We start from the raw sequence: 24,367 nt of genomic DNA on the forward strand, positions 1-24,367 counted from the left end.
CGCCACTCCACATGACCATCGCGTGGTCGGCCGCATGGGGCCTCATGGTTCGAGACGCGCCGCGAGCGGCGCTCCTCACCATGAGGGTGGGGAGCCCGCCCATACAGGCACGCGCCTACCCTCATGGTGAGGAGCCGCGCAGCGGCGGCTCGAACCATGAGGCCTCCCCAGCCGAACCACGAGGCCCTCGGCGGCCTATGAGAATCCGGCATGCGGGGTGAACGAGATTCAATGGGCTCCGACGGTCGTTTCTGGCTAAATCATCCGCTGCACCATCGGTGCTCATGAACCTCAGGACGCCATAACCTCAGGACGCCATGGCCGCTTCCGACACGCCCACCACCGACTGGCCGCTCGCCATCTACGAGGCGCTGAAGGCGGCTGACGTCCGGCAGCTCTGCTACGTCCCCGATGCCGGCCATTCCCGCCTGATCGGCCTCGCCCATGACGATCCCGCGATCGCCACCACGGTCCTCACCACCGAGGAGGAAGGTATCGCGCTCTCCGCCGGCGCCTGGCTCGGCGGCCAGCGCGCAGTGCTCCTGATGCAGTCGAGCGGCGTCGGCAATTGCGTCAACATGCTGTCGCTGCTGGCGAGCTGCCGCTTCCCGTTTCTCAGCTTCGTGACCATGCGCGGCGAATGGGCCGAGTTCAATCCGTGGCAGGTGCCGATGGGCAAAGCGACGCAGGCGGCCTTCGAGATCATGGGCGTCACGGTGTTCCGGCTCGAGCGTCCCGAGGACGCCGGCGAGATGGCGGCCGCTGCAGCGAGGCTCGCGTTCGACAGCGATCAGCCGATCGCGGTGCTGATCTCCCAGCGCATGATCGGCGCCAAGAAGTGGACGGAGGCGAAGTGATGGGAGCACCGCTCAACCGCCGCACCGCCGTCAAGGCGCTGCTCCATGATCGCGGCGATCTGCTGGTCATCAGCGGCCTCGGCTCGTCGTCCTACGACGTCTTCGCCGCGGGCGATCACGACGCGAACTTCTATCTCTGGGGCGCGATGGGCGGCGCGGCCATGATCGGCCTGGGTCTCGCACTGGCGCAGCCATCGCGCCCGGTCGTCGTCATCACCGGCGACGGCGAACAACTGATGGGGCTCGGGAGCCTCGCGACTGCAGCCGCGAAGAAGCCCAGGAATCTCTCGATCATCGTGCTCGACAACGCCCATTTCGGCGAGACCGGGATGCAGATGAGTCATTCCGGGCTCGGCGCGAAGCTGGAGCTGATTGCCGCGGGCGCCGGCTTTCCCTCGGTGAGCACGATCGAAACGCGTGCCGCACTCGACGCCTTCCGGCCGAAGCTGCGCGATCTGCAGGGTCCGCATTTCGCCCGCGTGACGATCTCGACCGATCATGTCGACCGCGCGTTGCCGCCGCGCGACGGCGTTTTCCTGAAGAACCGCTTTCGCGGCCATCTCGGATTTCCCGTCAGCTAGAACGCGATCGCGGCGCGGGCGCGCCATGCCGCTGTGGCGGGGCCGGACGCGCGCGGCGTGGTCATTCCCTGCTTGCCAAGGCTGGCATGCTTCGTCATAGGCTATGACGAACAAGCATAGGGAGACCGCGAGGCCGCGCGATCACGGTCGGCGGAGCAGCGAATGACAGAACAGCATCAGCCCGACGACTACGCCGACATCCGCGACGCGGTGGCAAAGCTCTGCGCCCAGTTCCCCGGTGAATATTGGCGCAAGCTCGATCGCGAGATGGCCTACCCGTCCGCCTTCGTGGATGCGCTGACACAGGCCGGCTATCTCTCCGTGCTGATCCCCGAGGAATATGGCGGCGCCGGCCTGAAGCTGTCGGCTGCGGCAGCGATCCTCGAAGAGATCCAGCGCGCCGGCTGCAATGGCGGCGGCTGTCATGCCCAGATGTACACGATGGGAACTGTGCTGCGTCATGGCAATGCCGAGCAGAAGGCGAAATGGCTGCCGAAGGTCGCGAGCGGCGAATTGCGGCTGCAGGCGTTCGGCGTCACCGAGCCGACGTCAGGCACCGACACCTCGTCGCTGAAGACGTTCGCGAAGCGCGACGGCGACAGCTACGTCGTCAACGGCCAGAAGATCTGGACCAGCCGCGCCGAATATTCCGACCTGATGATCCTCTTGGCGCGCACCACGCCGAAGGACCAGGCGCAGAAGCGCACCGAGGGCCTGTCGGTCTTCATCGTCGACATGCGCGAGGCCAAGAAGGCCGGGCTCACCATCCGCCCGATCCGGACGATGATGAACCACGCCACGACGGAAGTGTTCTTCACCGACATGCGGGTGCCGGCGGAGAACCTGATCGGCGAGGAAGGCAAGGGCTTCCGCTACATCCTCTCCGGCATGAACGCCGAGCGCATCCTGATCGCGGCCGAATGCGTCGGCGATGCCAAATGGTTCATCGCGAAAGCCACCGCCTATGCCAAGGAGCGCGTCGTGTTCGGCCGGCCGATCGGCCAGAATCAAGGCATCCAGTTCCCGATCGCCAAGGCCTATGCGTCGATGCGGGCCGCCGAGCTGATGGTCAAGGAAGCCACGCGCAAATACGAGGCCGGGCTCGACTGCGGCGCCGAGGCCAATATGGCCAAGATGCTCGCCGCCGACGCGTCGTTCGAGGCGGCCAATGCCTGCATCCAGACCCATGGCGGCTTCGGCTTCGCCGAGGAATACGACGTGGAGCGCAAATTCCGCGAGACGCGGCTGTATCAGGTGGCGCCGATCTCGACCAACCTCATCCTGTCCTACGTCGCCGAGCACGTGCTCGGCATGCCCAGGTCGTATTGAGGTCCTGCCATGCTGCCGCTTGAAGGGATCATTGTCGTCGCCGTCGAGCAGGCGGTCGCCGCACCGTTCTGCTCGTCGCGTCTCGCCGATGCCGGCGCTCACGTGATCAAGATCGAGCGGCCCGAGGGCGATTTCGCCCGAGGCTACGACGCCGCCGCCAAGGGCCAGAGCAGCTACTTCGTCTGGCTCAACCGCGGCAAGGACTCCGTCATCGTCGACCTTTCAAAACCGGAAGGTCGCGCCGAGCTGGAGAAGCTGATCGCCGGCGCCGACGTTCTCTTGCAGAACCTCAAGCCCGGCTCGATGGACCGAATGGGCTTTGCGCGCGAGCGGCTGCGCCAGGACTATCCGAAGCTGATCTGCTGCACCATCACCGGCTACGGCGACTCCGGTCCCTATGCCGACCGCAAGGCCTATGACCTGCTGATCCAGGCGGAGAGCGGGCTGGCCTCGATCACCGGCGGCCCCGATGGCCCGTCGCGCGTCGGCATGTCGATCGTCGATGTCGCCACCGGCGCGACGGCGCATGCCGCGATCCTCGAGGCGCTGATCAGGCGCGGCCGCACAGGCGAAGGCGCCGATATCAGGATCTCGATGTTCGACGTGATGGCCGACTGGCTCACCGTGCCGCTGCTCAACGCGGAAGCCGGCAACGCGCCGAAGCGCATCGGCCTCGCCCATCCCTCGATCGCGCCCTACGGCGTGTTCACCTCGAAAGACGGCAAGGACATCCTGATCTCGATCCAGAGCGAGCGCGAGTGGAAGACGCTGTGCGCCAGGGTGCTGGACGAGCCCGGCCTGCCCGACGATCCGCGCTTCGCCAACATGGTCGCGCGCGTGCGCAATCGTGCGCTGACCGACGGCATCGTCGCCGCGCGCTTCGCGGCGCTGTCGCGCGATGAGCTGCTGGGCAAGCTCGCCGCGGCCGACATCGCCTTCGCCGAGGTCAACAGCATGGCGGATCTCGCGGTCCATCCGCATCTGCGGCGCATCGAGGTGGACACGCCGAACGGCGTCGTCAGCTATCCCGCGCCGGCGGCGATCGTGGTCGGCGAGGACAGGCATTACGGCGCCGTGCCCGCGATCGGCGAGGCCGCCTCGCCCCATCAGCGCAAGGGATGACCATGACGGACACGCTCGATCTCGACCATCTCCGGCAATGGGTCGGCCACAGCGCCGAGGCGACCGACATCGTCACCGCGCAGCTCACCAAGGGCCTGCGCGCGACGCTGTTCCAGGACATCGGCGAGCCGACGACCGGCGACATCGCGCCCTACACGGTGCATTGGTGCCTGGGCCAGCCGGTGTTTCCGCACGATCAGCTCGGCCCCGACGGCCATCCCACCCGCGGCGGCTTCCTGCCGCCGGTACCCTTGCCGCGCCGCATGTGGGCGGGCGGCGAGGTGCAGTTCATCGATCCCTTGCGCGTCGGCGATGTCGCCACCCGCGTCTCGACGATCTCAGACGTCACCCTGAAGAGCGGCTCGACCGGCCAGCTCTGCTTCGTCGCCGTCGAGCACGTCGTGAACACGCCGCGCGGTGTCGCGATCCGCGAGCGCCAGGACATCGTCTATCGCGACATGGGCGGGGCGCAGGCTGCGCCGGCAAAAGCGCCGCCGGCTCCACCGGTCGCGCAGCACAGCGAGACGCGTGTCTCCGATGCCGTGCTGCTGTTTCGCTATTCCGCCCTGACCTTCAACGGCCATCGCATCCATTACGACCGCGACTACGTCACCAGGGTCGAAGGCTATCCCGGACTGATCTTCCACGGCCCGCTGCAGGCCGCGCTGCTGGTCGAGTTCGCCGCCCGGCTGAAGGGCAAGCCGCCGGCGAAGTTCGCCTATCGAGGCGTACAGCCGCTGTTCGAGGGCAGCGAGTTCTCGGTCAACGCCAACCCCGTCGATGCCGCCCTGGAGCTGTGGACCGCCAACGCCGAGCGCCAGCCGACGATGAAGGGCACCGCGAATTGGTGAAGTCGGTCTCGTCAATGCGAGCGAAGCGACGCAATCCAGAGTTCCACCCGCGACTCTGGATTGCTTCGTCGCTTCGCTCCTCGCAATGACGGTCATTCGAGGAAACGCCGTGCCAAAAACCACAAGAACAACAACCAAACCCGTCACCGTCAAGCAGGCCACGTTCGAACTGCTGCGCGCGTTCGGCATCAAAAAAGTCTTCGGCAATCCCGGCTCGACCGAGCTGCCCTTCCTCAGCGACTGGCCCGACGACATCGACTACGTACTCGGCCTGCAGGAGGCCTCGGTGGTCGGCATGGCCGACGGCTATGCCCAGGCGACGCGCAATGCCGGCTTCGTCAATCTGCATTCGGCGGCCGGCGTCGGCAACGCGCTCGGCAACATCTACACCGCGCATCGCAACCAGACGCCGCTGGTGATCACCGCCGGTCAGCAGGCGCGCGCGATCCTGCCGCTGCAGGCCTTTCTCTATGCCGAGCGTCCGTCCGAATTCCCGCGCCCCTACGTCAAATACAGCGTCGAGCCGGCGCGGCCGCAGGACGTGCCCGCTGCGATCGCCCGCGCCTACTACACCGCGGTGCAGCCGCCCTGCGGGCCCACCTTCGTCTCGATCCCGATCGACGACTGGATGCATCCGGCGCAGCCCGTTGCCGCGCGCAAGGTCAGCCGTGAGCTCGGCCCCGATCGCGCTGCGATGGACGAACTGGCGGGCGCGCTCGCCGCCGCGAAGAATCCCGCGCTCGTGGTCGGCCCCGGCATCGACCGCGCCGGCTGCGTCGATCTGATGGTCGAGGTCGCCGAGAAGGCCAAGGCCGCCGTCTGGGTCAGCCCGTTCTCGGCGCGCTGCGCGTTCCCAGAGCGCCATCCGCAATTCCAGGGCTTTCTGCACGCCTCGCCCGGACAATTGTCCGACGCCCTGAAACCGCACGACCTCGTCGTCGTGATCGGCGCGCCGGTGTTCACCTTCCATGTCGAGGGCCATGCCGCGATCTTCGACGGCGCCACCACGCTCTATCAGGTCACCGACGATGCCGAAGGCGCCGCCGTGCCGCCGATCGGCACCAGCATCATTGCCACCATGCGGCCGGCGCTGGAGCTGTTGCTGGAGTTGCTGCCGGAGACCAGGCGCGCGGCGCCGAAGGGCCGCGTGCTGCCGGCCGCGCCGAAGCTGGCCGATCCGATCCCGGTCGACTATCTCCTGCATACGCTGGCGCAGGCGCTTCCGGCGGGCAGCGCCGTGGTCGAGGAGATCCCCTCGCATCGGCCGCTGATGCACAAGTACATGCCGATGCCCGGCGCGGATTCGTTCTACACGATGGCGAGCGGCGGGCTCGGCTACAGCCTGCCGGCGGCGGTCGGTATGGCGCTGGGGCGCACCGCGGGCCGCACGGTGTGCCTGATCGGCGACGGCTCGGCGATGTATTCGCTGCAGGCGCTGTGGACCGCCACGCAGCGCAGGCTGCCGCTGACGGTCGTCGTCATCAACAATTCCGGCTATGGCGCGATGCGCTCGTTCAGCCAGGTCATGCAGGTGCGCAACGTACCCGGGCTCGAGCTGCCCGGCCTCGATTTCGTCAAGCTCGCGGAAGGCATGGGCTGCGATGCAGTGCGCGTGAGCAAAGCCGCCGAGCTCGCCAGTGCGCTGACGCGAGCCCTCGCACATGCCGGCACGAGCCTCGTCGAGGTGATGGTCGACGCCGCGGTCCCGCTGCTCTACGCGCAAAAAGGCTGATCCGCCGTTCGCACAGCGGACGACTTGTCAATCATGACATATGCGACAATGCGTCGCATCTTCAATGGCGGCAGCATGGCTCGCCGCGAAATGCTCATCGGCCCGCCGCAACCGTGCAACCGGCGTACCGACGGCAACCGCTTGTTTCAAAAGCTTTCTGTTCCCCTGCGCCATCTCGTCGCGGCCGGCTCGCCGCAAACATCGCGAAATCCTGCCGTCAGCTTGCAGGCGGACGCCTTGCTGCTTGCAAGGTCCGACCATGCTGCAAGCCAAAATCATTTTCAAAAGGTTCCATCATCCAATCCAGCGTACCAAGGGAGTTGAGCTGATGGCGGACAAGAAGAACCTTCAAACCGCGGCGTCGAGGACCGATCTCTATCGCCATGTCAGCGTGCTGGCCCTGATGACCGCCCTGACGATGACGGCGCTGCCGCATCGGGCCCATGCACAGGCCATGACCACCGCCCTTGCCACTTCGGCCACCACGAGCGCCGCCGCGAAGGCGGCGCAGGATGCGGCGGCGAAGGCCGCGGCCGCGGCCGCCGCCAAGGCGGCGCAGGACGCCGCTGCCAAGGCTGCGGCGAAGGCGGCGAGCGATGCCGCTGCAAAGGCGGCAGCTAACGCCGCTGCAAAGGCTGCAACCAACGCCGCCGCCAAGGCCGCAGCCGACGCCGCTTCAAAGGCCGCCGCCAACGCCGCCGCAAAGGCCGCGACCGGCGCCGCCGCCAAGGCGGCCACCACGGCCGCAGCAACGGCAGCCGCCACCGCGGCGAGCACGGCAGCCAAGACCGCCGCCGCAACCCCGACGGCCACGGTTGCAACGGCCAGCACCGCGGCCAAGCCCGTCGCGGCCACCACTACGGCGGCCAGCACAGCCAAGCCCGCCGCGGCCGCCACCGCGGCAACGACGACGACTGGCACGGCCAAGACTGCAACCGCGACCACCACGGGCACGAGCACGAGCGCTGCCAAGCCGGCCGCGGCTGCCGCAGCGACGGCAACCACCACTGTCGCCCTCGCAAAGGCCACCGCCACGCCTGCAGCCGCAGCAACCCCGGCCAAGGCGGCTGCCGCGGCGTCGAGCAGCACCGATGCCGTCGCCAAGGCCAACGCGGCGGCCGCGGCCGCCGCGCAGACCGCCGCCGCCGCCGAGGCGCAGGTCGCCGCCGACCGCAAGGCGATCGATGTCGCACGTCAGGCCGAGCAGAACGCACGAGGCGCCGCGATCGAGGCCCAGGAGCAGGCCGAGAAGAACCCGACCGCGGCCAACCAGGCGGCGGCGACGGCGAATGCCGCGAAGCTGACGGCCGCCTCGGCCGCGCTGCAGGCGGCCTTCCAGAAGCTCGACAAGGACATCGACGTCTCCAACGAGGCCAAGGAAGCCGCCAACGCCGCCAAGGACACGGCGCGCGAGACCGCCGAGGCCGCCGCGAAGGCGGCCCAGCAGGCCGGCCAAGCCGCCGGCAACGCCAACAATGGCGGCAATGCCAACAATGGCGGAGCGGCGGCCGGCAACGGCGGCAACAACAACAATAACAACAACCAGCAGAACCAGGCGGCCCAGGAAGCCGCCGAGCAGGCCGCGCTGCAGGCGGCGTTGAAGACCGGCGAGCAGGCCCGCGCGGTCGCCCAGCAGAAGACCCAGGCCGCGCAGGCGGCTGCGACCCAGAACCAGAAGACGGTCGAGGCCGCGCTGAACCAGAAGATCGGCACGATCGATGCGACGGTGGAAGCGGCCGAGCAGAAGGTGAACGCCGACCGGCAGGCCCTGGAACAGGCGCGTCAGGCGGCACAGCAGGCCAAGCAGGATGCGCAGGAGGCCGCCGAGGTCCTCGAGCGTGCCAACAATGCGGCCAACCAGGCCGCGCTGGCGGCGGCCCAGGCCAAGGCGCAGACCACCGCCAACGCCTTCAACCAGGCCAATGCGACGCTGAACGCCGACAACCAGGCCCTGACCCAGGCGCGCGAAACCGGCGAGCAGCAGGAGGGGGCGCTGCGCGCGGCGGCTCAGCAGCAGATCCAGGCCGGCTACACCGCCGCTCAGCAGGCGACCCAGGCCGCCTGGGCCGAGGCGCAGCAGATCGGCAACGCTGCGCTGGCCGCGCTCGAGCAGTAACGCGATTGCGGTCCGCGTCGCCGACCGGCAGCGCGGACCCGCTCATAACAACAAGACCATCACCAGCCACATGCCGAACCGATCGGGGACGGCGCACGCGTCGGCGACCTGACCTCACCCCGCCGCGTGAGACGCGCCCCGGTCCCCCCCACCGCCCGGCATGCCATGCCTTGAGCCCCGCCCCCCTGCGGGGCTTTTTTTGTGCGCGACCGAGCGATCATGTCGCGGCCATCCTTCGAACGCCGGTATCGGAGCCAGACCTCATGGTGAGGAGCGCCGCTCTTCGGCGCGTTCAGGCGATGCTCTGCATCGCCCTGAGAACCATGAGGCCCGGGAGGGCGCCGCCATGGGAAGGCCATCTGCAATAGCCCTGCGGGTCGGCGGTGATGTTGGCGACGACGGTCAGCCAAACGGCCCCCATCACACGCTCAGTATTGGACACGCACGCCGACGACGCCGACCACCGCCATGAAATTGTTGAGCGCGATGTTGGAGCGGGTCCATTCGGTGCGGACCTCGCTCTTCAGCTGAACGTTGCGGTTCATCTTGTAGGTGCCGCCGGCGGCGACGAACATGCGCTGATCGACGCGGCCGATGCCGACGAACTGATCCTGGCCGTAGCCGCCGCGCAGCGTTCCGATCAGCCACGGCTCGAACTGATGATCCATCTGCAGGATCACGTCGCGGGACAGGATGCCCGAGACGTTCATCGCCGGCGTCTCCGAGGCCTGCGAGCGCGCCACCAGCACGAAGGTCGTGGTGTCGGTCGCGGCCCATGCGAGCGTCGCATCCGCGATCACGCCGCTGACGTTAGGCATCAGCGGCGAGTCCATGCGGCGCGTGAGATAGCCGACCGAGGCTTCGCCGGTCAGCGATCCCATATTGACGACGGCGCCGCCACGCGCGGTGATGCCGCTGGAATCGCGGCGCTGGCCGTTGAAGTCGACCTGCAGATCGTGGTTGCGCCGATCGAAGCTCATGTCGACGAACGGCGAGATGTTCGGCGTCAGCACATAGGTGACGCGGACCTGCGCGCCCGGCTGGGTGTAGTTGCGGTCCTGCGTCCGCAGCGGCACGTTGGCCGTGATGACAGCATCGTTGAAGACGACCCGGTCGGCCGATCCCTTGAACGCGATCTCGGCGGGACCGATCTTCTGCAGCACGCCGGCGCTGCCGCCGAAGCTGGTGGCCCGCGGCAGCTTGAGCGCGCCCGGAAGCGTCAAGGCGTCGTTGACGAAACGCGCCTCGCCGGTGACGGCCGTGCCCTCGGTGACGTCGTAACGCCCTTGCGCGCGCGCCTCGAAGGTCGGATGGCTGATGGAGCGGACGTTGGTGTCCTCGGTATAGGCGCCGCGGAAATCGGCGTTGAGCTGATGCCGCTCCCATTGCGAGCGGACCGCGACCTCCGTCGCCACGATCGCGACCGGTGAGCCCTGCCCGCCGTTGCGCCGGGTGGGATTGGTGTCATAGCCGGCCAGGATCTCGACGGCCGGCTTCACCAGGAACGACCCGACCGTCATCCCCTTCGGATCGTAGGGCTTCGCATCGGCGGTCACCGGCTGCGGCTTCACCGTGTTCAGATTGCGATCCGGAAGAACGTCGCGGTTGCGCAGCACGGCCGCGGGCTGGGCGGCTGCCACGGTCTCGTCCGGCTTGGCCGGCGGCGCCTCGGCGACTGCCGCGGGCTTTGCCGCGATCTGCCGTGCGGCCGGTTGCGGCGCGGCGCGTTGAGCGTCTCGCGCCGGCTCGGCCGTGGCCACGCGCGCACCACGGGCGGGCTGAAACGCGGAGAATCCGAAGCTGGCGACCGCCGCGCCGGGCCTGCCCGGCGCGGCCAGCGACGGCGCGCCGGCCTCCCGCACCGGACGCAACAATGCGCTCAAGCCACGCGGGTCCTGGCGCATCATCAGCGTCCGGCTGTCGTTGGTGATCCGCGGAACGTTGTAGTAGATGCTGCGCGCCGTCACGTGACGGAAGAACAGCCGATCGGCGCGTCCCGGGACGACGTCCGTCGGCTTGGCCTTGATGGTCTGCTGTCCGGACGCGGCATCCACCACCATCACGGTCAAGAGCAGCACCTCGACGAGCGCGAGCGTGACCCCGCGGTGGGATCGCGTCACCATGAGCCGCTTGGTCCGCACCGCGAACGCGCCGGTCTTTTGTCGTGAATGAGCCTGCAAAGCAATGCCGGAGAGTATGCCAATATCACGCGACGACGTCAGGTCGGGGCGCCGCCGCAACGATTACGCAGCGCATGCTCGCGACGAGCTCCCCTTGCCTTGCAGATAGCCGGCAAACGTCGGCGGAAGTTTTGCCGAGCTGGGACGATTTCAGGCGAGATTGAGAGGTGTTCGCAATGAACCGCCGCGAAGCGGCGCCGCGGCATCTCCGCGTTCGCAGACAGCACTAATTAGTTGAAACGAGGACGATCGTTGCGCGGCTTCGCCAAAGTCGGCGAAATTCGGACTTCGGCATGATGTCGTTCCGACGATCATTCGCCCGAGACCGGCTTCGGCGATCGCGGGTCTTGCGCCGTTGCCGCCGTTCAGGAAGCCAAGAAGCCGCCATCGGCCGCCAGAACGTGGCCGACGACGTAGGACGACGCGTCCGACAACAACCACAGCACGGCCTCGGCGATGTCCTCAGGCTGCCCCATCCGGCGCAGCGGCAGGCCGGCGGCGACGGTCGCGACGTCGCCGACACCGGCGCGCAGCATCATGTCGGTGACGACGCGTCCGGGCGCAATCGCGTTGATCCGGACGCCGCGCGGTGCCGCCTCCATCGCGGCCGATCGCGTCAGCGAAATGACGGCGGCTTTCGAGGCCGAATAGAGCGCAAGTCCCGCATTCGGATTGCGCACGCCGCTGACGGAGGCGTTGATCACGATGCGTCCCCGGCCGCGCGCATACATGATCGGCAACTGCGCGCGCAGGCACAGAAACACCGAGCGCACATTGGCGTCGAACACGTCCGCATAGACGCCGTTGCCCTGCTGCTCGATCGGCGCCCGGCGCTCCTGGACACCGGCATTGTTGAAGGCCGCATCCAGCCGGCCGTAGCGCTCCAGCACTGTCTGTACCAGGCTCGCCACGTCGTCCTCGCGCGTGACGTCGGCTTTCACCGCGAGGGCCTCGGCCCCGAGCGCCCGGCATCGTGCCGCCGTATCGGCCAGCTCGGCCTCGCGCCGCCCGGCGACGACGACCGCCTCCGCGCCGTCGGCGGCGAGCTTCAAGGCGGCGGCGCGGCCGATGCCGGAGCCGCCCCCGGTGACGAGGCAGACCTGCCCCTGCATGCGCGATGCCGCGGTCAAGCGTGCCTCGGCCGTGAACTGCGTATCACCCATCTCCGACCCTCCGGCGATATGGCGTCGTCGATGCCACGTTGCATCGGCAATTTGTTGTATGATACAACTATATGGCAGGAGTCAAGATGCCGGATCCCGATCTCACGCTCGTCGACGACATCCGCGCCGCCTCGCGCCTGATGGTGCGCGAGCTCGGCTTCATGGAATCGACGCTGGCCGCCACCGACCTTCCGCCGTCGGCGGTCCACACCATCCTGGAGATCGGCCTGCGCGGCCCGCTGACAGCGATGCAGCTCGGCACGATCCTGCATCTCGAGAAATCCAGCATCAGCCGCATGGTCCGCAAGCTGATCGACAGCGGCGAGTTGCAGGAGACAATCGATTCCGGCGACGCCCGCATCAAGCCGCTCTGCCTCACCGCGAAGGGACGGAAGACGCTCGGCACGCTGCACGCCTTCGGCCGCCAGCAGGTTCGCGGCGCCCTGTCGTCGCTGTCGAAAGCCGAGCAGCGCACGGTGTGCGAGGGCCTGTTGCTGTACGCCCGCGCGCTCGAAGCTTGGCGCGCGGCAGAGCAGGACATGCAGCCGTCGGAGCCATGAGCGCGCCCGACGGGCAGATTGCGCATACGCACCATGACGAAACTGCCCGTCGTGTTGAAATGCCGCAGCATGCGGCCTTGCGTCGTCGGGCAAATCAGGACGATCTTTCCGCGCATCCCGCCTCACCACGGAGGGGCGTTGCGCGCGATCGTCACGACACGCGAGGCGGGATGCGATGGCCGCAGGAGGTCGCAGCGTGCTTGCGCGCGGACGAACGGCAGCTTGCGGACGTGAAGTCGCAGGGTCCTGATACCCCGACGCTGGTATCAAGCCACGACGGTGCTCGAGGCGCCGCGCGGTGATGGTGGCCAACAAGCCCGGCGCACCAGGGAGACTGCGTATAAGCGTTAAGACCGTCGCGCAGGGAATGCCGGAGTGTTCGGCTTTGCCTGTGGTACCTGCCGCCTGCATTTTTTTCGCAGGCGGGCCATGGGTGAGGCCTTCACCCGGCATTCCCTGCGCCCTTCGCTTGTTCGAAGGGAGCCAACCGACCGTACAACTCGGACGCCCAAGGTCGCGAGAACACGAGGCCATGCCATGAAGCCTCCGGATGTGGACGCAGGACCTGCCACACAGTCATTGCGAGCGAAGCGAAGCAATCCAGGGCTGCGCTCGCGACTCTGGATTGCTTCGCTTCGCTCGCAATGACGGAAACGACCAATTTCCGTTGGGTTGAAGGGTCCGCCGTCAGATCATCCGACGAGAATGACTGCAAGCCTACTTGCCGAACTCCTCGCGCATCTTCGCCTGGATCTTGGCCATGCCGCCGAGCCAGCGGTCGTAGTTCTCGGTCTTCTTGCGCATGTAGCCGAGCACCTGCGGATGCGGCAGGATCAGGAAGCTCTCCTCGGCAAGGCCCTTCAGCACGTCCTGCGCGACCTGCTCCGGCGTCAGATCGCCGTCGCCGGATTGCGGGCCCTTCGGGATCGCGCGCAGCATGTCGGTGTCGACGCCCTGCGGACACAGGATCGAGACCTTGATGTTGTCAGCCTTGTGCGAGATCGCGAGGTTCTCGGCAAATCCCACCGCGGCATGCTTGGTGGTGGAGTAAGGCGCGCTGCCGACCTGCGACAACAGGCCGGCCGCCGAGATCGTGTTGAGGAAATAGCCGCCGCCGCGCGCCTTGTAGCGCGGGATCAGATGCCGCGCGGCGTAGACATGCGCCATCACGTGAATGGCCCAACTGCGCGCCCACGGCTCGTCGGACGTGCCGCCGACATTGACCGACAGCGGGTCGAAGCCGCCGCCGATGCCGGCATTGGAGCAGAACAGCGCAATCGGCCCGAACTGCCGCTCGGTCTCCTCGATCACGTGCCGGATGTCGGCTTCCTGGGAGACGTCGCATCTGAAGGCGGCACCGCCGATGCCATCAGCGACGGCCTTGGCGCCGGCTTCGTCGAGATCGGCCACGATCACCTTGGCGGCACCGACCTTCGCAAAGGCCTCGCACAGCGCCTTGCCGATGCCGCGGGCTCCGCCGGTGACCACAACAATCTTGCCGGTCACCTGCATGCAAAGCCCTCCTCGTGGAATTTTCTAGGTCAAGACCAGATCGAGCACCGCGGTATAGTGAAAGCCGGCGCCCAGCAACACGAAACCATGCCAGATCGCGTTCTGGAAGCGCAAGCGCCGCCACGAGTGGAAGATGACGCCGAGGCTGTAGAGGATGCCGCCGGTGAGCACGCAGGCCAGGACCGAGGCCGGCATCACCGAGATCACCCGGTCGTACATCATCACGCCGCTCCAGCCGAGCGCGAGATACAGGCCGATCGAGAGCGCATCGAAGCGCCCGGGCCAACGCAGCTTCAGCACGATGCCGAAGATGGCGACGCCCCAGACACCGAGCAGCAGCGCGGCCGAGAATACCGTATCCTTCAGGGCGGCGATGAACGGCGTATAGGTGGCTGCGATCAGGACGTAGATGGCGGAGTGGTCGAAGCGGCGCAGCACCCATTTGGTCGGCGACACCGGCCACAGATTATAGGTTGCCGACAGCGTCAGCATCGAGAGCAGTCCGGCGACATAGATCGACACCACCACGATGTCGACGGCGCTGGCATAGATCGAGGTCAGCACGACGAGCACGGTTGCGGCGACCAGCCCGGCGGCGATGCCGACGACGTGGACGACGCCGTCCGCGATCATCTCGACCTTGTCGTAGTTCCAACGCATCGCGCCGGTGGCGGCATGGACGGAGGTCGAGGCGAACTGCTTCAGTTGAAATACGGTCATGTCAGAACCTGGTGCCGGTTTTCCGGGACAATTGTGCCGGAAGGATTATGGTTTCCAGTGGTCAACGTTCCGTTCAAAGTCTGGTTCTATCCGGAAACGGGCCGGAATTGTGAGCTTGAATCCGGCGTTTTGCATCGCCACCTGTCAAAAATCGCTCACGCCCTTTTCAACTGCGAATTCCCCCTCCTCCCATGGTGACCTTTTCCGAACTCGTCGAGGAAGCGCGGCTCTCGGCCCGTGCCCTGCTCGATTATGGCGAGAGCTTCCTCAACCCGACCATCCGCCTCGGCGTCACCGGGCTGTCACGGGCCGGCAAGACCGTGTTCATCACCGCGCTGATCCACGACCTCGTTCGCGGCGGGCGCATGCCGGTGTTCGAGGCCTTGGCATCGGGCCGCATCGCCCGCGCCTATCTGACGCCGCAACCCGACGACGGCGTGCCGCGCTTTGCCTATGAGAGTCATTTGCGGGCGCTGGTCGCCGAGCGGCGCTGGCCGAGCTCGACCGTCGACATCAGCGAGCTCAGGCTGGTGATCGAATTCCAGCGCGCCAACGGCGCCGAGCGGACGCTCACGCTCGACATCGTCGACTATCCCGGCGAATGGCTGCTCGACCTGCCGCTGCTGAACAAGAGCTACGAGCAGTGGGCGCAAGAAAGCCTCGCGCTGTCGCGCAGCGAGCCGCGCGCGCATGTCGCCAAGGACTGGCACGCGCATCTGGCGACGCTCGCCCCCGAAGGCCAGGAGGACGAGCCGGCGACGCTGGAGGCGGCGCGGCTGTTCACCGAATATCTGCGCACCTGCCGCGACGAGCGCTTCGCCATGAGCCTGCTGCCGCCCGGCCGCTTCCTGATGCCGGGCAATCTCGCGGGCTCGCCGGCGCTCACCTTCGCGCCCCTCGACGTGCCGGCCGAGGGCCAGGCGCCGAGCGGGTCGCTGTGGGCGATGATGGCGCGGCGCTACGAGTCCTACAAGGACATCGTTGTCAGGCCGTTCTTCCGCGACCACTTCGCCCGGCTCGACCGCCAGATCGTGCTGGTCGACGCGCTGGCGGCGTTCAATGCCGGCCCCGAGGCGCTGCATGATCTCGAGGCCGCGCTGACCGGCATTCTCGATTGCTTCCGCGTCGGGCGCGGAAACATGCTGACGGCGCTGTTCCGGCCGCGCATCGACCGCATCCTGTTCGCGGCGACCAAGGCCGACCATCTGCATCACACCAGCCACGACCGGCTCGAAGCGGTGCTGCGGCGTGCCGTCAACCGTGCCGTCGCGCGCGCCGAGAGCACAGGCGCTGCGATCGACGTCGTGGCGCTGGCCGCGGTCAGGGCGACGCGCGAGGCGCTGGTCGCCCGCGGCCGCGACAAGCTCCCCTCGCTGCTCGGCACCCCCGCCGCCGGCGAGAGCGCCAATGGCGAGATCTTCGACGGCAACACCGAGGTCGCCACTTTTCCGGGCGAGCTGCCGGCCGATCCGGAGGAGCTGTTCAAGGGGGGCGCCTATCGCGGCCTGTCGAGCGCCGCCGCCGACGGGACCGATTTCCGCTTCCTTCGGTTCCGCCCGCCTTTGCTGACCCCAGATGCTGGCGCCGAGCCCGCTTTGCCCCATATCCGCATGGACCGCGCCCTTCAGTTCCTGATCGGAGACCGGCTGCAATGAGCGAACGCGCCAAGCATCGTCGTCCCCAGACCTTCCGGCTCGATGATCCCGACGTCGTCGTGGTCGATGCCGAAGAGGCCACCCGGCCGGGCCGCGGCACCATCCAGATCACGCCGGAGGCTGATCCGGCGCAATTGCCGGTGCCGGTCGAGACCATCCTGCCGGCGCGGCGCGGCTTTGGCTGGGGCGCACTTTTTTGGGGCTCGGTCGCCGGCCTCGTCCTGCTCGGACTCGGCCTCGGCGTCGTCAGACTGATCGAGGATCTGTTCGCCCGCAGCGAAGCCCTCGGCTATGTCGGCGCGGGGTTCGCGGCCGCAGCCGCGATTGCATTGGCGGCCGTCGTTGCCCGTGAGACCTACGGGCTGGTGCGTCTCGCCACCATCGAGAAGCTGCATCAGCGCGCGGCCGCGGTGCTGCTGTCCGACGATCGCGCCGAGAGCCGCGAGGTGGTCGCCGAGCTGCTGCGGATCGCACATGCCAATCCCCGGCTGGCGCGTCCGCGTGCCGCGCTTGCCGGCCACGCCGACGACATCATCGACGGCGGTGACATGATCAAGCTCGCCGAGCGCGAGCTGATGGCGCCGCTCGACATTGAGGCACGGCGGCTGGTGTCGGTCGCGGCGCAACGGGTCTCTGTGGTCACGGCGGTCAGTCCGCGCGCGCTGATCGACGTGCTGTTCGTCTTCGTGGCAAGCTTGCGGATGATCCGTCAGCTCGCGCGGCTCTATGGCGGCCGTCCCGGCGCGCTCGGCATGATCAGCCTGTTGCGCCACGTCGTCGCGCATCTCGCCATCACCGGCGGCATGGCCGCGAGCGACAGCCTGATCCAGCAGGTGCTGGGGCATGGCATCGCGGCAAAACTGTCGCAGCGGCTCGGCGAAGGCGTGCTCAACGGACTGCTCACGGCGCGGCTCGGCCTCGCGGCCATCGACGTGACGCGGCCGATGCCGTTCGCCGCGCTGCCGCGGCCGGCGCTGGCGGATCTCGCCAAGGATCTCCTGCGCAAGCAGGAGGACCAGGAATGAAGCTCAGGCCCGCGGCGTGTGATCGGGGTCACCGGCGAGCCAGCGCCATGGGTACAATGGCGAATCCGGTGGCGGCGCCAGCTCCGGCGTCCAGCCCGTCAGCTTGCCGAACGCGTAAGTGTCCATGACACGGCCGCGCCAGCTCCGCTCGACATGTCCGAGCGGCTCGCGGTGCGCGGTCGTGTCCGCCAGCAGCGGGCCGGCATTGTCCGGCTCGCGCACGACATAGAGGCCGGCATGTCCTGCGATCAGGTCCATGCCGGGATCACGGAAGCCGATGAAGCGGGCACGCTCGTTGATCTGGACCACCGGCACGCGGCTGCGAAAGAACCACCGCATCATTGCGTAGGTGCGGTAGTCGGAGGTTGCGATCCAGGTGGCACCGGTCTTTGCCAGCTCCTGCTCGACGCGCGCCGCGACCTGCTGATAGCCCGCCTCGGCGCCGATCGGATCGGCTCGTCCGAGGAAATTCCAGGGCACGGCGACGTAGTAGAGGAAGATCAGGACCACCATGGCGATGCCGCTGACGACGGCGATGCGCGCCCAGCGCATCGTCGATCGGACGAACCAGGCCGACGCGCCGTCCTGCGGCAGCTTGACGATGTTGATCGCGACCGCCGCAAATCCGACCGGCCACATGAACATCGGCCAGGTGTCGCCGATCCGCAAGGTAAACGATTTCCAGAGGAAGTAGAGAAACGGCACCAGCACCGCCGTCGACAGCAGGATCGCGACCGGCTCACGCGTGCGATAGCCGCGCCAGGCCGTGAAACTCAGCGCCGACAATGTGACCGGCAGCAGGACGAAGCCGACCTGTCCGAACTGCAGTCCGATGTAATCGCCCAGCGTCCGCAACGAAAAATCATGCGGCGCCGTGGCGCGAACGAACTGGAAGCGGAACGAGGCCCAGTCGTGCTGAACGTTCCAGATAAGCACCGGCGAGAACACGGCGAGCGCGATCAGCGCCCCGCACCATGGATAGGGACTGAGAAGCCAACGGCTGCGCCAGGCCGGAACGAGCAGGAACGCCGCCACTCCCGGCAGCAGCATGACCACGGTGAATTTGGACAACAGCGCCAGTCCACCGAACAGGCCGGCCGCGAGCCACCAGCGGCCATCGTCGCTCTCGGCGAGGCGCACCAGCGCCCAGATCATCGCGAGCGCAAACGGGATCGCCGCGATATCCGGCGCCACCTTGGCCATCAGCAGGCCATAGTAAAGCGCCGCCTCGGGCAGCAGCACCGCGAGGATCACGGCCCGCATATCTTGAGTGGTACGGCGAACGATGTCGGCGAGCAGGGGCTGCGTCACCGCCATCGCGAGGATGCCGGCAAAGCGAACGCCGAGATTGGTATCGCCGAACAGGGCGGTGCCCAGCCGGATGAACCAGGCGATCATGGGCGGATGATCGAGGAAGCAGAGCTGCAGCTCTTTCGACCAGGTCCAGTAATAGGCCTCGTCGGTGCGCAGATCGAGCGTCCCGGCATAGACGATGCGGATGATCGTCATGCTTGCGATCACGGCCGCAGCCATCAGCCACGCAGCGCGCGTGGACCGAGACTCTGGGCTGTCGATGCCTGGGGAAATGGCCGTCACGCGGTGCTTTTCCCCGACTCCGCCGGGCGAGTCAACGTTCCCGCGCAGCTCGCGCCGCCGGATGACCGCCGCCACCAGCCCTCTAGGACAACAGGGAATAAATCTCTAGCATTGCGGCTCCAGATCATACGGACCACATGACCATTTCGATTTACCATCGTTTGCAGTCCGCCTGTCGCGGCATCGGTGTGCGGCAGGTGCGGTTGATCTGCGGCTTCATACTCTTCAGCTACCTGCTCAGTCATTTTCTCAACCATGCGCTCGGCAACATCTCGCTGCAGGCGCTCGCCGAGGGCGTGTCCTATCATGTGGCGTTCTGGCAGTTTCTTCCGATCGCCGTGCTGTTCTATGCGGCCGTTCTTACCCATGGCGGGCTCGGCGTGTGGGCGCTTTATCAGCGCCGGCAATTCAGCCGCAGCACGATGGAGCCGCTGCAACTGCTGCTCGGCCTGAGCATTCCGGCGCTGATCTTCAGCCACATCGCCGGCGTCCGCATCGGGCAGACCCTGTACGGACAGGAGAAGCTGTACCCGCAGGTCCTGTACTCGTATTGGACCGGCCCGTCCTGGCGGATCTGGTTGATGTCGGCAGCCCTGCTGACGTCATGGGCGCATGGCTGCATCGGGCTGCACTTCTGGCTGCGGCTCAAGCCGTTCTACAAGCGCGCGGCGCCGTGGCTGCTCGCCTGCGCCGTGCTGCTCCCGGCGCTGGCGCTGCTCGGCTTCTACCGTGGAGGCCGAGACGTCATCGCCGCCAACGCAACACCGCAGTGGCGTGCCGAAAATCTTTCATTGAAGCAGACCGGCACGCCATCTGAACAGGCGGTGCTGGAGACCATCATGAACGGCTTTCTGGTCGGCTATGGCGGCCTGATCGGCTTGGCGCTCGCCGCGCGCGGCGTGCGAGCAGTCCATGAGCGACGTGGCGGCATGGTCACGCTGTCCTACAACAATGGCCGCTCCATCCGGGTGCCAAAGGGTTTGTCCGTGCTCGAGGCCAGTCTGCGCAACAACGTACCGCATGCCAGCATGTGCGGCGGCCGCGCGCGCTGCTCGACCTGCCGCATCAGGGTGATCGGAGATCCCGGCGCGCTGCCGCCCCCCTCGCCTCGCGAGGCCTTCGTGCTCGCGCAGATCGGCGCGGCGGACCCGTCGGTCAGGCTGGCCTGTCAGTTGCGCCCCACTGACGATCTCTCATTCTTTCAACTGTTCATGCCGAACCCGACACCCGGCGAGCGCGGCAGCTCGCGTGCCGGAATCGGGCAGGAGCGCTACCTCGTCAGCCTGTTCGTCGACATGCGCGGATCGACCGGCCTCGCTGAGAAACGGCTGCCGTTCGACGTGGTGTTCATCGTCAACCGCTTCCTCAGCGCCGTCTCCCAGGCCGTGCTGGCGAATGGCGGGCAGCCCAATCAGTTCGTCGGCGACGGTATGCTCGCGCTGTTCGGACTAGCCGCCGATTCACATGTCGCCTGCGGCCAGGCAATCCAGGCAGCGCGTGACATCGCGGCCAACATCGCCGAGCTGAACGCGTTCCTCAGCCATGATCTGCATGAGCCGATCCGCTTCGGCATCGGCATTCACGGCGGCGAGGTGATCGTCGGCGAGATCGGCTATCGCGACCACATGGTGTTCACCGCGCTGGGCGACGCCGTCAACGTCGCATCACGACTGCAGGACATGACGAAGATCCTCGGCTGCCAGGTGATCATCTCGGACGAGGTCTACGCGCGGGCGCGACTCGCCTCCGACATGCTGCCGCAACGCGAGGTCGAGATTCGCGGCCGCGCCGAGCCGATGCGCGTCAGGACGGCCATGGATGCCGCCGAACTCGCTATGCTCTCGGACGAAGGGGCCGCGGCATGACGCGTTGCGTTGAACCTGTTTGCAGCCTGCGCTGTCATACCGAGAACGGTTGCAGCGGGTCCGCGGTGACTGGCGGAACGGTGGCGCTACGGTCAAAAGCCGCAAAGCCGCCACGATATCGATCATTTCGGGCCAAAACCGCCCGCGGTTTGCGCTATCACGCCTGTCGCAACCGCAGTAGTCTTGAATTCCGGGCCTGACGGTTTGCGGGGACCGCCGGCTCGTACTCGGATTGGTCCCGCGGAGGCGACGTATGGCTAAAGGTACGGTCAAGTGGTTCAACCCGACCAAGGGCTATGGCTTCATCCAGCCCGCGGCCGGGGGCAAGGACATTTTCGTTCACATCTCCGCAGTGCAGAAGGCCGGGCTGACGACCCTCAACGAGGGCCAGACGATCGAGTACGACGAGATCGCCAACCGCGGCAGGAGTTCGGCCGAGAACCTGAAAGTGTAGTGGACCAATTGGCGCGCCATTCCGCCTCGCGGCTTTTCGGCGCGATCGTTTCCCTCACCAAGCCAGCATGATTGTCGACACGTCGAAATAGACAGGAGCGGTGCCCGCTCCTGATCACATCTTTACGTTTGTTTGTAGTTTCGGCTCCCTCCCCGCCATTGCCTCGCTCGCCCGACCTGGGTCAAATGCGCCTCGAACCGCGCCGTCAGCAGAATTCCAGCGCGCGGAAACAAGCGACGGGAGCGACGCATCATGGACGACAAGGGCATTTTCCATGGCCTGAAGGTGCTGGACTGCGCGAGCTTCATCGCGGCCCCTGCAGCCGCCACCGTTCTTTCCGATTTCGGCGCTGACGTCATCAAGATCGAGCCGCCCGGTGCCGGCGATCCCTACCGCAACCTGCCGAACCTGCCGGGCTATCCGCGCAGCGAGCATAACTACGCGTGGTATCTCGAAGCCCGCAACAAGCGCAGCCTCGCGCTCGATCTTTCGAAATCCGAAGCTCAAGCCGTGCTGCAGCGGCTGGTGAGTGAAGCCGATGTCTTCATCACCAACTTCCCGCCGTCGGTCCGCGCCAAGCTCGGCCTCACCCACGAAAAGCTGGCGCCGCTCAATCCGCGGCTGATCTATGCGTCGTTCACCGGGTATGGCGAGAAGGGCGAGGAAGCCGACAAACCCGGCTTCGACAGCAATGCCTATTGGGCGCGCTCCGGACTGATGGACCTGGTCCGCGCCGACGAGAGCACGACACCCGCCCGCTCCGTCGCCGGGATGGGCGACCACCCCTGCGCGATGGCGTTCTATGGCGCGATCGTCACGGCGCTTTACCAGCGCGAGAAGACCGGCAAGGGCTGCCATGTCGCCTCCAACCTGATGGCGAACGGGGTCTGGGCTGCCTCCGTGCTTGCTCAGGCCAAGCTTTGCGGCGCGACCTTCGTCGAGCGGCGGCCGCGCGAACGCGCGCTGAACGCGGTCGCCAATCATTACAAGTGCCAGGACGGCCGCTGGATCATGCTGTCGCTCCTCAATGAAGAGAAGCAGTGGCCGATCCTCGCCCGTTGTCTCGGCCGAGAGGAGCTGATCGATGATCCGCGCTTCGTCACCAAGGCCGATCGCCACGCCCGCTCGGTCGAGCTGATCCACGAATTCGACGTGGTGTTCGCGACCAGACCGTTGGCCGAATGGCGCCGGGTCCTCGACGGCAGCGGGCTCGTGTTCGGGGTGGTCGGAATTCTCGACGACATTCCAAACGACAGGCAGATGATCGAGAACGAGGTGCTGGTGCCGTTCGAGAACGACACCATGCTGACCGTCAACAGCCCGATTTTCATCGACGGCCAGCGCAAGGTCACCCCGCGCAAGCCGCCCGGCATAGGCCAGCACAGCGACGAGATCCTGCGCAGCGCCGGCTTCGACGACGAGACCATCCGCGACCTGCGCGCGCGCGGCGCGGTGGCCTGAGCTAGCGGGTCGCGATGAAGCACATGCCGAACCGCGTCGCCGGGCCGGTCTGACAGGACAGGTTCGCGGCGCAGGTCCAGGTCGAGAAGCTCTTGTCATTGTCCGCGGCCGCGGCGTGGCTCGCGTAGCAATGCCCGCCCCAGCCGTCGTTGTAGACCGTGCCGACGAGCTCATCGCTGCCGCGCAGCTGCGGGCGGCTGGCGAAGCCGCGCGAGAAATCCGGAGTCCGCCCCTCGGCAAAGGCGTTGAGGATGTCGCGCCGGCGGACCTGGTCGCCGAAGAAGTGCGGCGAGCCCGGCACCACGACGGTGTTGGACGGCTTCTCCGCCATCCAGTCGACGCCGGGAAAGTGAAAGCCGCCGATGCCGCGGGTCTGATGGCAGCCGCCGCAGCTCGAATCGTTGAGGCGGCGCTCGAAGCCCGCGACCGACCGGATGTTCTGCAGCACGATGCCCTGCGCGGCCGCCTTCTCCAGCGCACCGACCACGTCGGCCTCGGTGAACACCGCGCCCTGCCCGGCCGCGCTCCCCTGCACCAGCCCGTAGGCCGGCAGCAGATCGGAATTGACGAATCCGACCGGGGTCGGCGCCACCGCAACCTTGGCCAGGAACTGCTCGGGGATCACCGCGGTGCCGCGGTCGAGCTCGCCGAGATGGACCGGGTCGAGCAGCCAGGCCTTGAACTCGCGCGCCAGAGCGGCATCCGCCAGCAGCCGGTCGCGATCGACCTGATCCTCCAGCACCGCCTCCTCGAACGTCCCGCTCGCGGCCTGATAGTCGAACACCTTCATCATGTAGTCGGTGCGGAAATCGCGGATCGCCAATTTCGGCGCATGTGCGATCTGCAGGTTGGTCTCGATGCGGTGGATGTTCTCGGGCCTGATCAGCGCCAGCGGGCCGTCCGGCGCCGTCAGCTTCGCGGCAAGCTCCGGGCCGGTCAGTTGCAGATCGGACATCGCCAGCCAGCGCTTGGCGATCTCGGCACAGCTCGGCGAATTGCTCTTGGCCTCCGCATCGCTGCGCGCCTTGAGCACGATGTTGAGCGTCATCGGCAGCCGCGGCGAGGCGACCTCGCCATCTTTGGCCTCGGGCGGCGTGGTCCGCGTCAGGCGGTACAGCAGCCGCACCTCGCCGCAATGGTCGGGATCGACGAAGGCGCGATCCATGCGATTGACGACGCCGGCCAGCACGAAGCGGGCATCGGACGAATCGAGCATGGTGCGGTCGAACAGCTGGAACGCGTAGGACGTGCCGACGCCAATGCTCTCGTTCGGCAGCGTGGTCTTGTGCTTGTCGACATAGCGGTCGAACTCCGCGTCGAGCGCCTTGCGCACGGGAATCATCGACGGCAGCGCAAACAATGCCGCGTCGGTCAGCGGCGCATCGCTCGCGCGCGCAAGCATCTTCCCAAGGCCGAACGCGCCGTTGTCGAGCTCACGCAGCGCGAACGGCTCGAGGATGGCGGCGCCGCGCTCGATCGGCGCGCTCTCGTCCGCATGAGCGAGCTGGCCGCAGCACAGCATGACAAGGCCGAATACCGACAGTCGCAAGACGCGCCTCCTCGCTTCCACGAACATGCAATTGAGGGC

General features: G+C 67.1%; 20 protein-coding genes. 14 read left to right on the forward strand and 6 right to left on the reverse strand.

Features of this window, described 5'->3' with window-relative positions:
* The first annotated feature begins 317 nt into the window (after nt 1-317).
* From QX135_RS30710 to QX135_RS30745, 8 genes are all read left to right on the forward strand, one after another.
* A complete protein-coding gene (locus QX135_RS30710; protein WP_315759496.1) occupies nt 318-857 on the forward strand; it encodes a thiamine pyrophosphate-binding protein in 540 nt (179 codons plus the stop codon).
* A complete protein-coding gene (locus QX135_RS30715; RefSeq protein ID WP_315759495.1) occupies nt 857-1,438 on the forward strand; it encodes a thiamine pyrophosphate-dependent enzyme in 582 nt (193 codons plus the stop codon). Before QX135_RS30710 ends, QX135_RS30715 begins: the two co-directional genes overlap by 1 nt.
* A 162-nt stretch (nt 1,439-1,600) precedes the next feature.
* Complete coding sequence (locus tag QX135_RS30720; protein WP_315759494.1) at nt 1,601-2,767, forward strand: acyl-CoA dehydrogenase family protein; 1,167 nt, start codon at nt 1,601-1,603, stop codon at nt 2,765-2,767.
* Nucleotides 2,768-2,776: 9 nt separating this feature from the next.
* The gene (locus QX135_RS30725) at nt 2,777-3,889 is read left to right on the forward strand and encodes a CaiB/BaiF CoA-transferase family protein (protein ID WP_316234452.1); all 1,113 of its coding nucleotides are present in this window, start codon (nt 2,777-2,779) and stop codon (nt 3,887-3,889) included.
* A gap of 2 nt (nt 3,890-3,891) precedes the next feature.
* A complete protein-coding gene (locus QX135_RS30730; RefSeq protein WP_316234456.1) occupies nt 3,892-4,740 on the forward strand; it encodes a MaoC family dehydratase N-terminal domain-containing protein in 849 nt (282 codons plus the stop codon).
* A gap of 85 nt (nt 4,741-4,825) precedes the next feature.
* Nucleotides 4,826-6,472: a benzoylformate decarboxylase gene (gene mdlC, locus QX135_RS30735; protein WP_410053235.1), complete on the forward strand. Its 1,647-nt coding sequence runs from the start codon at nt 4,826-4,828 to the stop codon at nt 6,470-6,472.
* 33 nt (nt 6,473-6,505) lie between these two features.
* Entirely contained in the window at nt 6,506-6,796 is a 291-nt protein-coding gene (locus QX135_RS30740) for a hypothetical protein (protein WP_315775366.1), read from the forward strand.
* A 4-nt stretch (nt 6,797-6,800) separates the two neighbouring features.
* Nucleotides 6,801-8,588 carry a hypothetical protein gene (locus QX135_RS30745; protein WP_316182239.1) on the forward strand — a complete coding sequence of 596 codons (1,788 nt, stop codon included), beginning with the start codon at nt 6,801-6,803 and terminating at the stop codon, nt 8,586-8,588.
* A gap of 428 nt (nt 8,589-9,016) precedes the next feature.
* Here the strand turns inward: QX135_RS30745 and QX135_RS30750 are convergent, their stop codons facing one another.
* Both QX135_RS30750 and QX135_RS30755 read right to left on the reverse strand, forming a co-directional pair.
* A complete protein-coding gene (locus QX135_RS30750) occupies nt 9,017-10,711 on the reverse strand; it encodes an outer membrane beta-barrel protein (protein WP_316182237.1) in 1,695 nt (564 codons plus the stop codon).
* A 422-nt stretch (nt 10,712-11,133) separates the two neighbouring features.
* Nucleotides 11,134-11,931: an SDR family NAD(P)-dependent oxidoreductase gene (locus tag QX135_RS30755; protein WP_316182236.1), complete on the reverse strand. Its 798-nt coding sequence runs from the start codon at nt 11,929-11,931 to the stop codon at nt 11,134-11,136.
* 71 nt (nt 11,932-12,002) lie between these two features.
* On the opposite strand from QX135_RS30755, the gene QX135_RS30760 reads away from it, so the two are divergent.
* Nucleotides 12,003-12,491 (forward strand): MarR family winged helix-turn-helix transcriptional regulator, encoded by a 489-nt coding sequence (locus tag QX135_RS30760; RefSeq protein ID WP_316159241.1) that lies wholly within the window; start codon nt 12,003-12,005, stop codon nt 12,489-12,491.
* Nucleotides 12,492-13,208: 717 nt separating this feature from the next.
* Here QX135_RS30760 and QX135_RS30765 read toward each other — a convergent pair.
* Nucleotides 13,209-14,003 (reverse strand): SDR family oxidoreductase, encoded by a 795-nt coding sequence (locus QX135_RS30765; RefSeq protein WP_316182233.1) that lies wholly within the window; start codon nt 14,001-14,003, stop codon nt 13,209-13,211.
* 24 nt (nt 14,004-14,027) lie between these two features.
* Nucleotides 14,028-14,723 (reverse strand): PAQR family membrane homeostasis protein TrhA, encoded by a 696-nt coding sequence (trhA, locus tag QX135_RS30770; protein WP_315759485.1) that lies wholly within the window; start codon nt 14,721-14,723, stop codon nt 14,028-14,030.
* A gap of 191 nt (nt 14,724-14,914) precedes the next feature.
* Here trhA and QX135_RS30775 point away from each other — a divergent pair, with 191 nt between their 5' ends.
* Together QX135_RS30775 and QX135_RS30780 are read left to right on the forward strand one after the other, a co-directional pair.
* Complete coding sequence (locus QX135_RS30775) at nt 14,915-16,378, forward strand: YcjX family protein (protein ID WP_316182232.1); 1,464 nt, start codon at nt 14,915-14,917, stop codon at nt 16,376-16,378.
* On the forward strand, nt 16,375-17,403 hold the full coding sequence (locus QX135_RS30780) for a TIGR01620 family protein (RefSeq protein ID WP_316234454.1): 1,029 nt from the start codon (nt 16,375-16,377) through the stop codon (nt 17,401-17,403). The genes QX135_RS30775 and QX135_RS30780 overlap by 4 nt, the downstream gene beginning before the upstream one ends.
* Nucleotides 17,404-17,406: 3 nt before the next feature.
* Here the strand turns inward: QX135_RS30780 and QX135_RS30785 are convergent, their stop codons facing one another.
* A complete protein-coding gene (locus QX135_RS30785; protein WP_316182228.1) occupies nt 17,407-18,912 on the reverse strand; it encodes a glycosyltransferase family 39 protein in 1,506 nt (501 codons plus the stop codon).
* A 224-nt stretch (nt 18,913-19,136) separates the two neighbouring features.
* Between QX135_RS30785 and QX135_RS30790 the strand changes: the two genes are divergently transcribed.
* The 3 genes from QX135_RS30790 (at nt 19,137) to QX135_RS30800 (ending at nt 22,779) form a co-directional block, all read left to right on the forward strand.
* Entirely contained in the window at nt 19,137-20,864 is a 1,728-nt protein-coding gene (locus QX135_RS30790; RefSeq protein WP_316182226.1) for an adenylate/guanylate cyclase domain-containing protein, read from the forward strand.
* 253 nt (nt 20,865-21,117) lie between these two features.
* Nucleotides 21,118-21,318 carry a cold-shock protein gene (locus QX135_RS30795; protein ID WP_315734280.1) on the forward strand — a complete coding sequence of 67 codons (201 nt, stop codon included), beginning with the start codon at nt 21,118-21,120 and terminating at the stop codon, nt 21,316-21,318.
* A gap of 252 nt (nt 21,319-21,570) precedes the next feature.
* Nucleotides 21,571-22,779: a CoA transferase gene (locus QX135_RS30800; protein ID WP_315734282.1), complete on the forward strand. Its 1,209-nt coding sequence runs from the start codon at nt 21,571-21,573 to the stop codon at nt 22,777-22,779.
* Between the two features lies 1 nt (nt 22,780).
* On the opposite strand, the gene QX135_RS30805 is transcribed toward QX135_RS30800, so the two are convergent.
* Entirely contained in the window at nt 22,781-24,355 is a 1,575-nt protein-coding gene (locus QX135_RS30805; protein ID WP_410052089.1) for a hypothetical protein, read from the reverse strand.
* Between the last annotated feature and the right edge of the window lie 12 nt (nt 24,356-24,367).

The sequence above is a fragment of the Bradyrhizobium sp. SZCCHNR1098 genome (assembly GCF_032489375.1).
GTDB lineage: Bacteria > Pseudomonadota > Alphaproteobacteria > Rhizobiales > Xanthobacteraceae > Bradyrhizobium.

What these genes read in the sequence shown, in the direction of transcription:
- QX135_RS30710 (WP_315759496.1), top strand. Translation starts at nt 318, where the DNA reads ATGGCCGCTTCCGACACGCCCACCACCGACTGGCCGCTCGCCATCTAC.
- QX135_RS30715 (WP_315759495.1), top strand. Translation starts at nt 857, where the DNA reads ATGGGAGCACCGCTCAACCGCCGCACCGCCGTCAAGGCGCTGCTCCAT.
- QX135_RS30720 (WP_315759494.1), top strand. Translation starts at nt 1,601, where the DNA reads ATGACAGAACAGCATCAGCCCGACGACTACGCCGACATCCGCGACGCG.
- QX135_RS30725 (WP_316234452.1), top strand. Translation starts at nt 2,777, where the DNA reads ATGCTGCCGCTTGAAGGGATCATTGTCGTCGCCGTCGAGCAGGCGGTC.
- QX135_RS30730 (WP_316234456.1), top strand. Translation starts at nt 3,892, where the DNA reads ATGACGGACACGCTCGATCTCGACCATCTCCGGCAATGGGTCGGCCAC.
- mdlC (WP_410053235.1), top strand. Translation starts at nt 4,826, where the DNA reads ATGACGGTCATTCGAGGAAACGCCGTGCCAAAAACCACAAGAACAACA.
- QX135_RS30740 (WP_315775366.1), top strand. Translation starts at nt 6,506, where the DNA reads ATGACATATGCGACAATGCGTCGCATCTTCAATGGCGGCAGCATGGCT.
- QX135_RS30745 (WP_316182239.1), top strand. Translation starts at nt 6,801, where the DNA reads ATGGCGGACAAGAAGAACCTTCAAACCGCGGCGTCGAGGACCGATCTC.
- QX135_RS30750 (WP_316182237.1), bottom strand. Translation starts at nt 10,711, where the DNA reads ATGGTGACGCGATCCCACCGCGGGGTCACGCTCGCGCTCGTCGAGGTG.
- QX135_RS30755 (WP_316182236.1), bottom strand. Translation starts at nt 11,931, where the DNA reads ATGGGTGATACGCAGTTCACGGCCGAGGCACGCTTGACCGCGGCATCG.
- QX135_RS30760 (WP_316159241.1), top strand. Translation starts at nt 12,003, where the DNA reads ATGGCAGGAGTCAAGATGCCGGATCCCGATCTCACGCTCGTCGACGAC.
- QX135_RS30765 (WP_316182233.1), bottom strand. Translation starts at nt 14,003, where the DNA reads ATGCAGGTGACCGGCAAGATTGTTGTGGTCACCGGCGGAGCCCGCGGC.
- trhA (WP_315759485.1), bottom strand. Translation starts at nt 14,723, where the DNA reads ATGACCGTATTTCAACTGAAGCAGTTCGCCTCGACCTCCGTCCATGCC.
- QX135_RS30775 (WP_316182232.1), top strand. Translation starts at nt 14,915, where the DNA reads ATGGTGACCTTTTCCGAACTCGTCGAGGAAGCGCGGCTCTCGGCCCGT.
- QX135_RS30780 (WP_316234454.1), top strand. Translation starts at nt 16,375, where the DNA reads ATGAGCGAACGCGCCAAGCATCGTCGTCCCCAGACCTTCCGGCTCGAT.
- QX135_RS30785 (WP_316182228.1), bottom strand. Translation starts at nt 18,912, where the DNA reads ATGACGATCATCCGCATCGTCTATGCCGGGACGCTCGATCTGCGCACC.
- QX135_RS30790 (WP_316182226.1), top strand. Translation starts at nt 19,137, where the DNA reads ATGACCATTTCGATTTACCATCGTTTGCAGTCCGCCTGTCGCGGCATC.
- QX135_RS30795 (WP_315734280.1), top strand. Translation starts at nt 21,118, where the DNA reads ATGGCTAAAGGTACGGTCAAGTGGTTCAACCCGACCAAGGGCTATGGC.
- QX135_RS30800 (WP_315734282.1), top strand. Translation starts at nt 21,571, where the DNA reads ATGGACGACAAGGGCATTTTCCATGGCCTGAAGGTGCTGGACTGCGCG.
- QX135_RS30805 (WP_410052089.1), bottom strand. Translation starts at nt 24,355, where the DNA reads ATGTTCGTGGAAGCGAGGAGGCGCGTCTTGCGACTGTCGGTATTCGGC.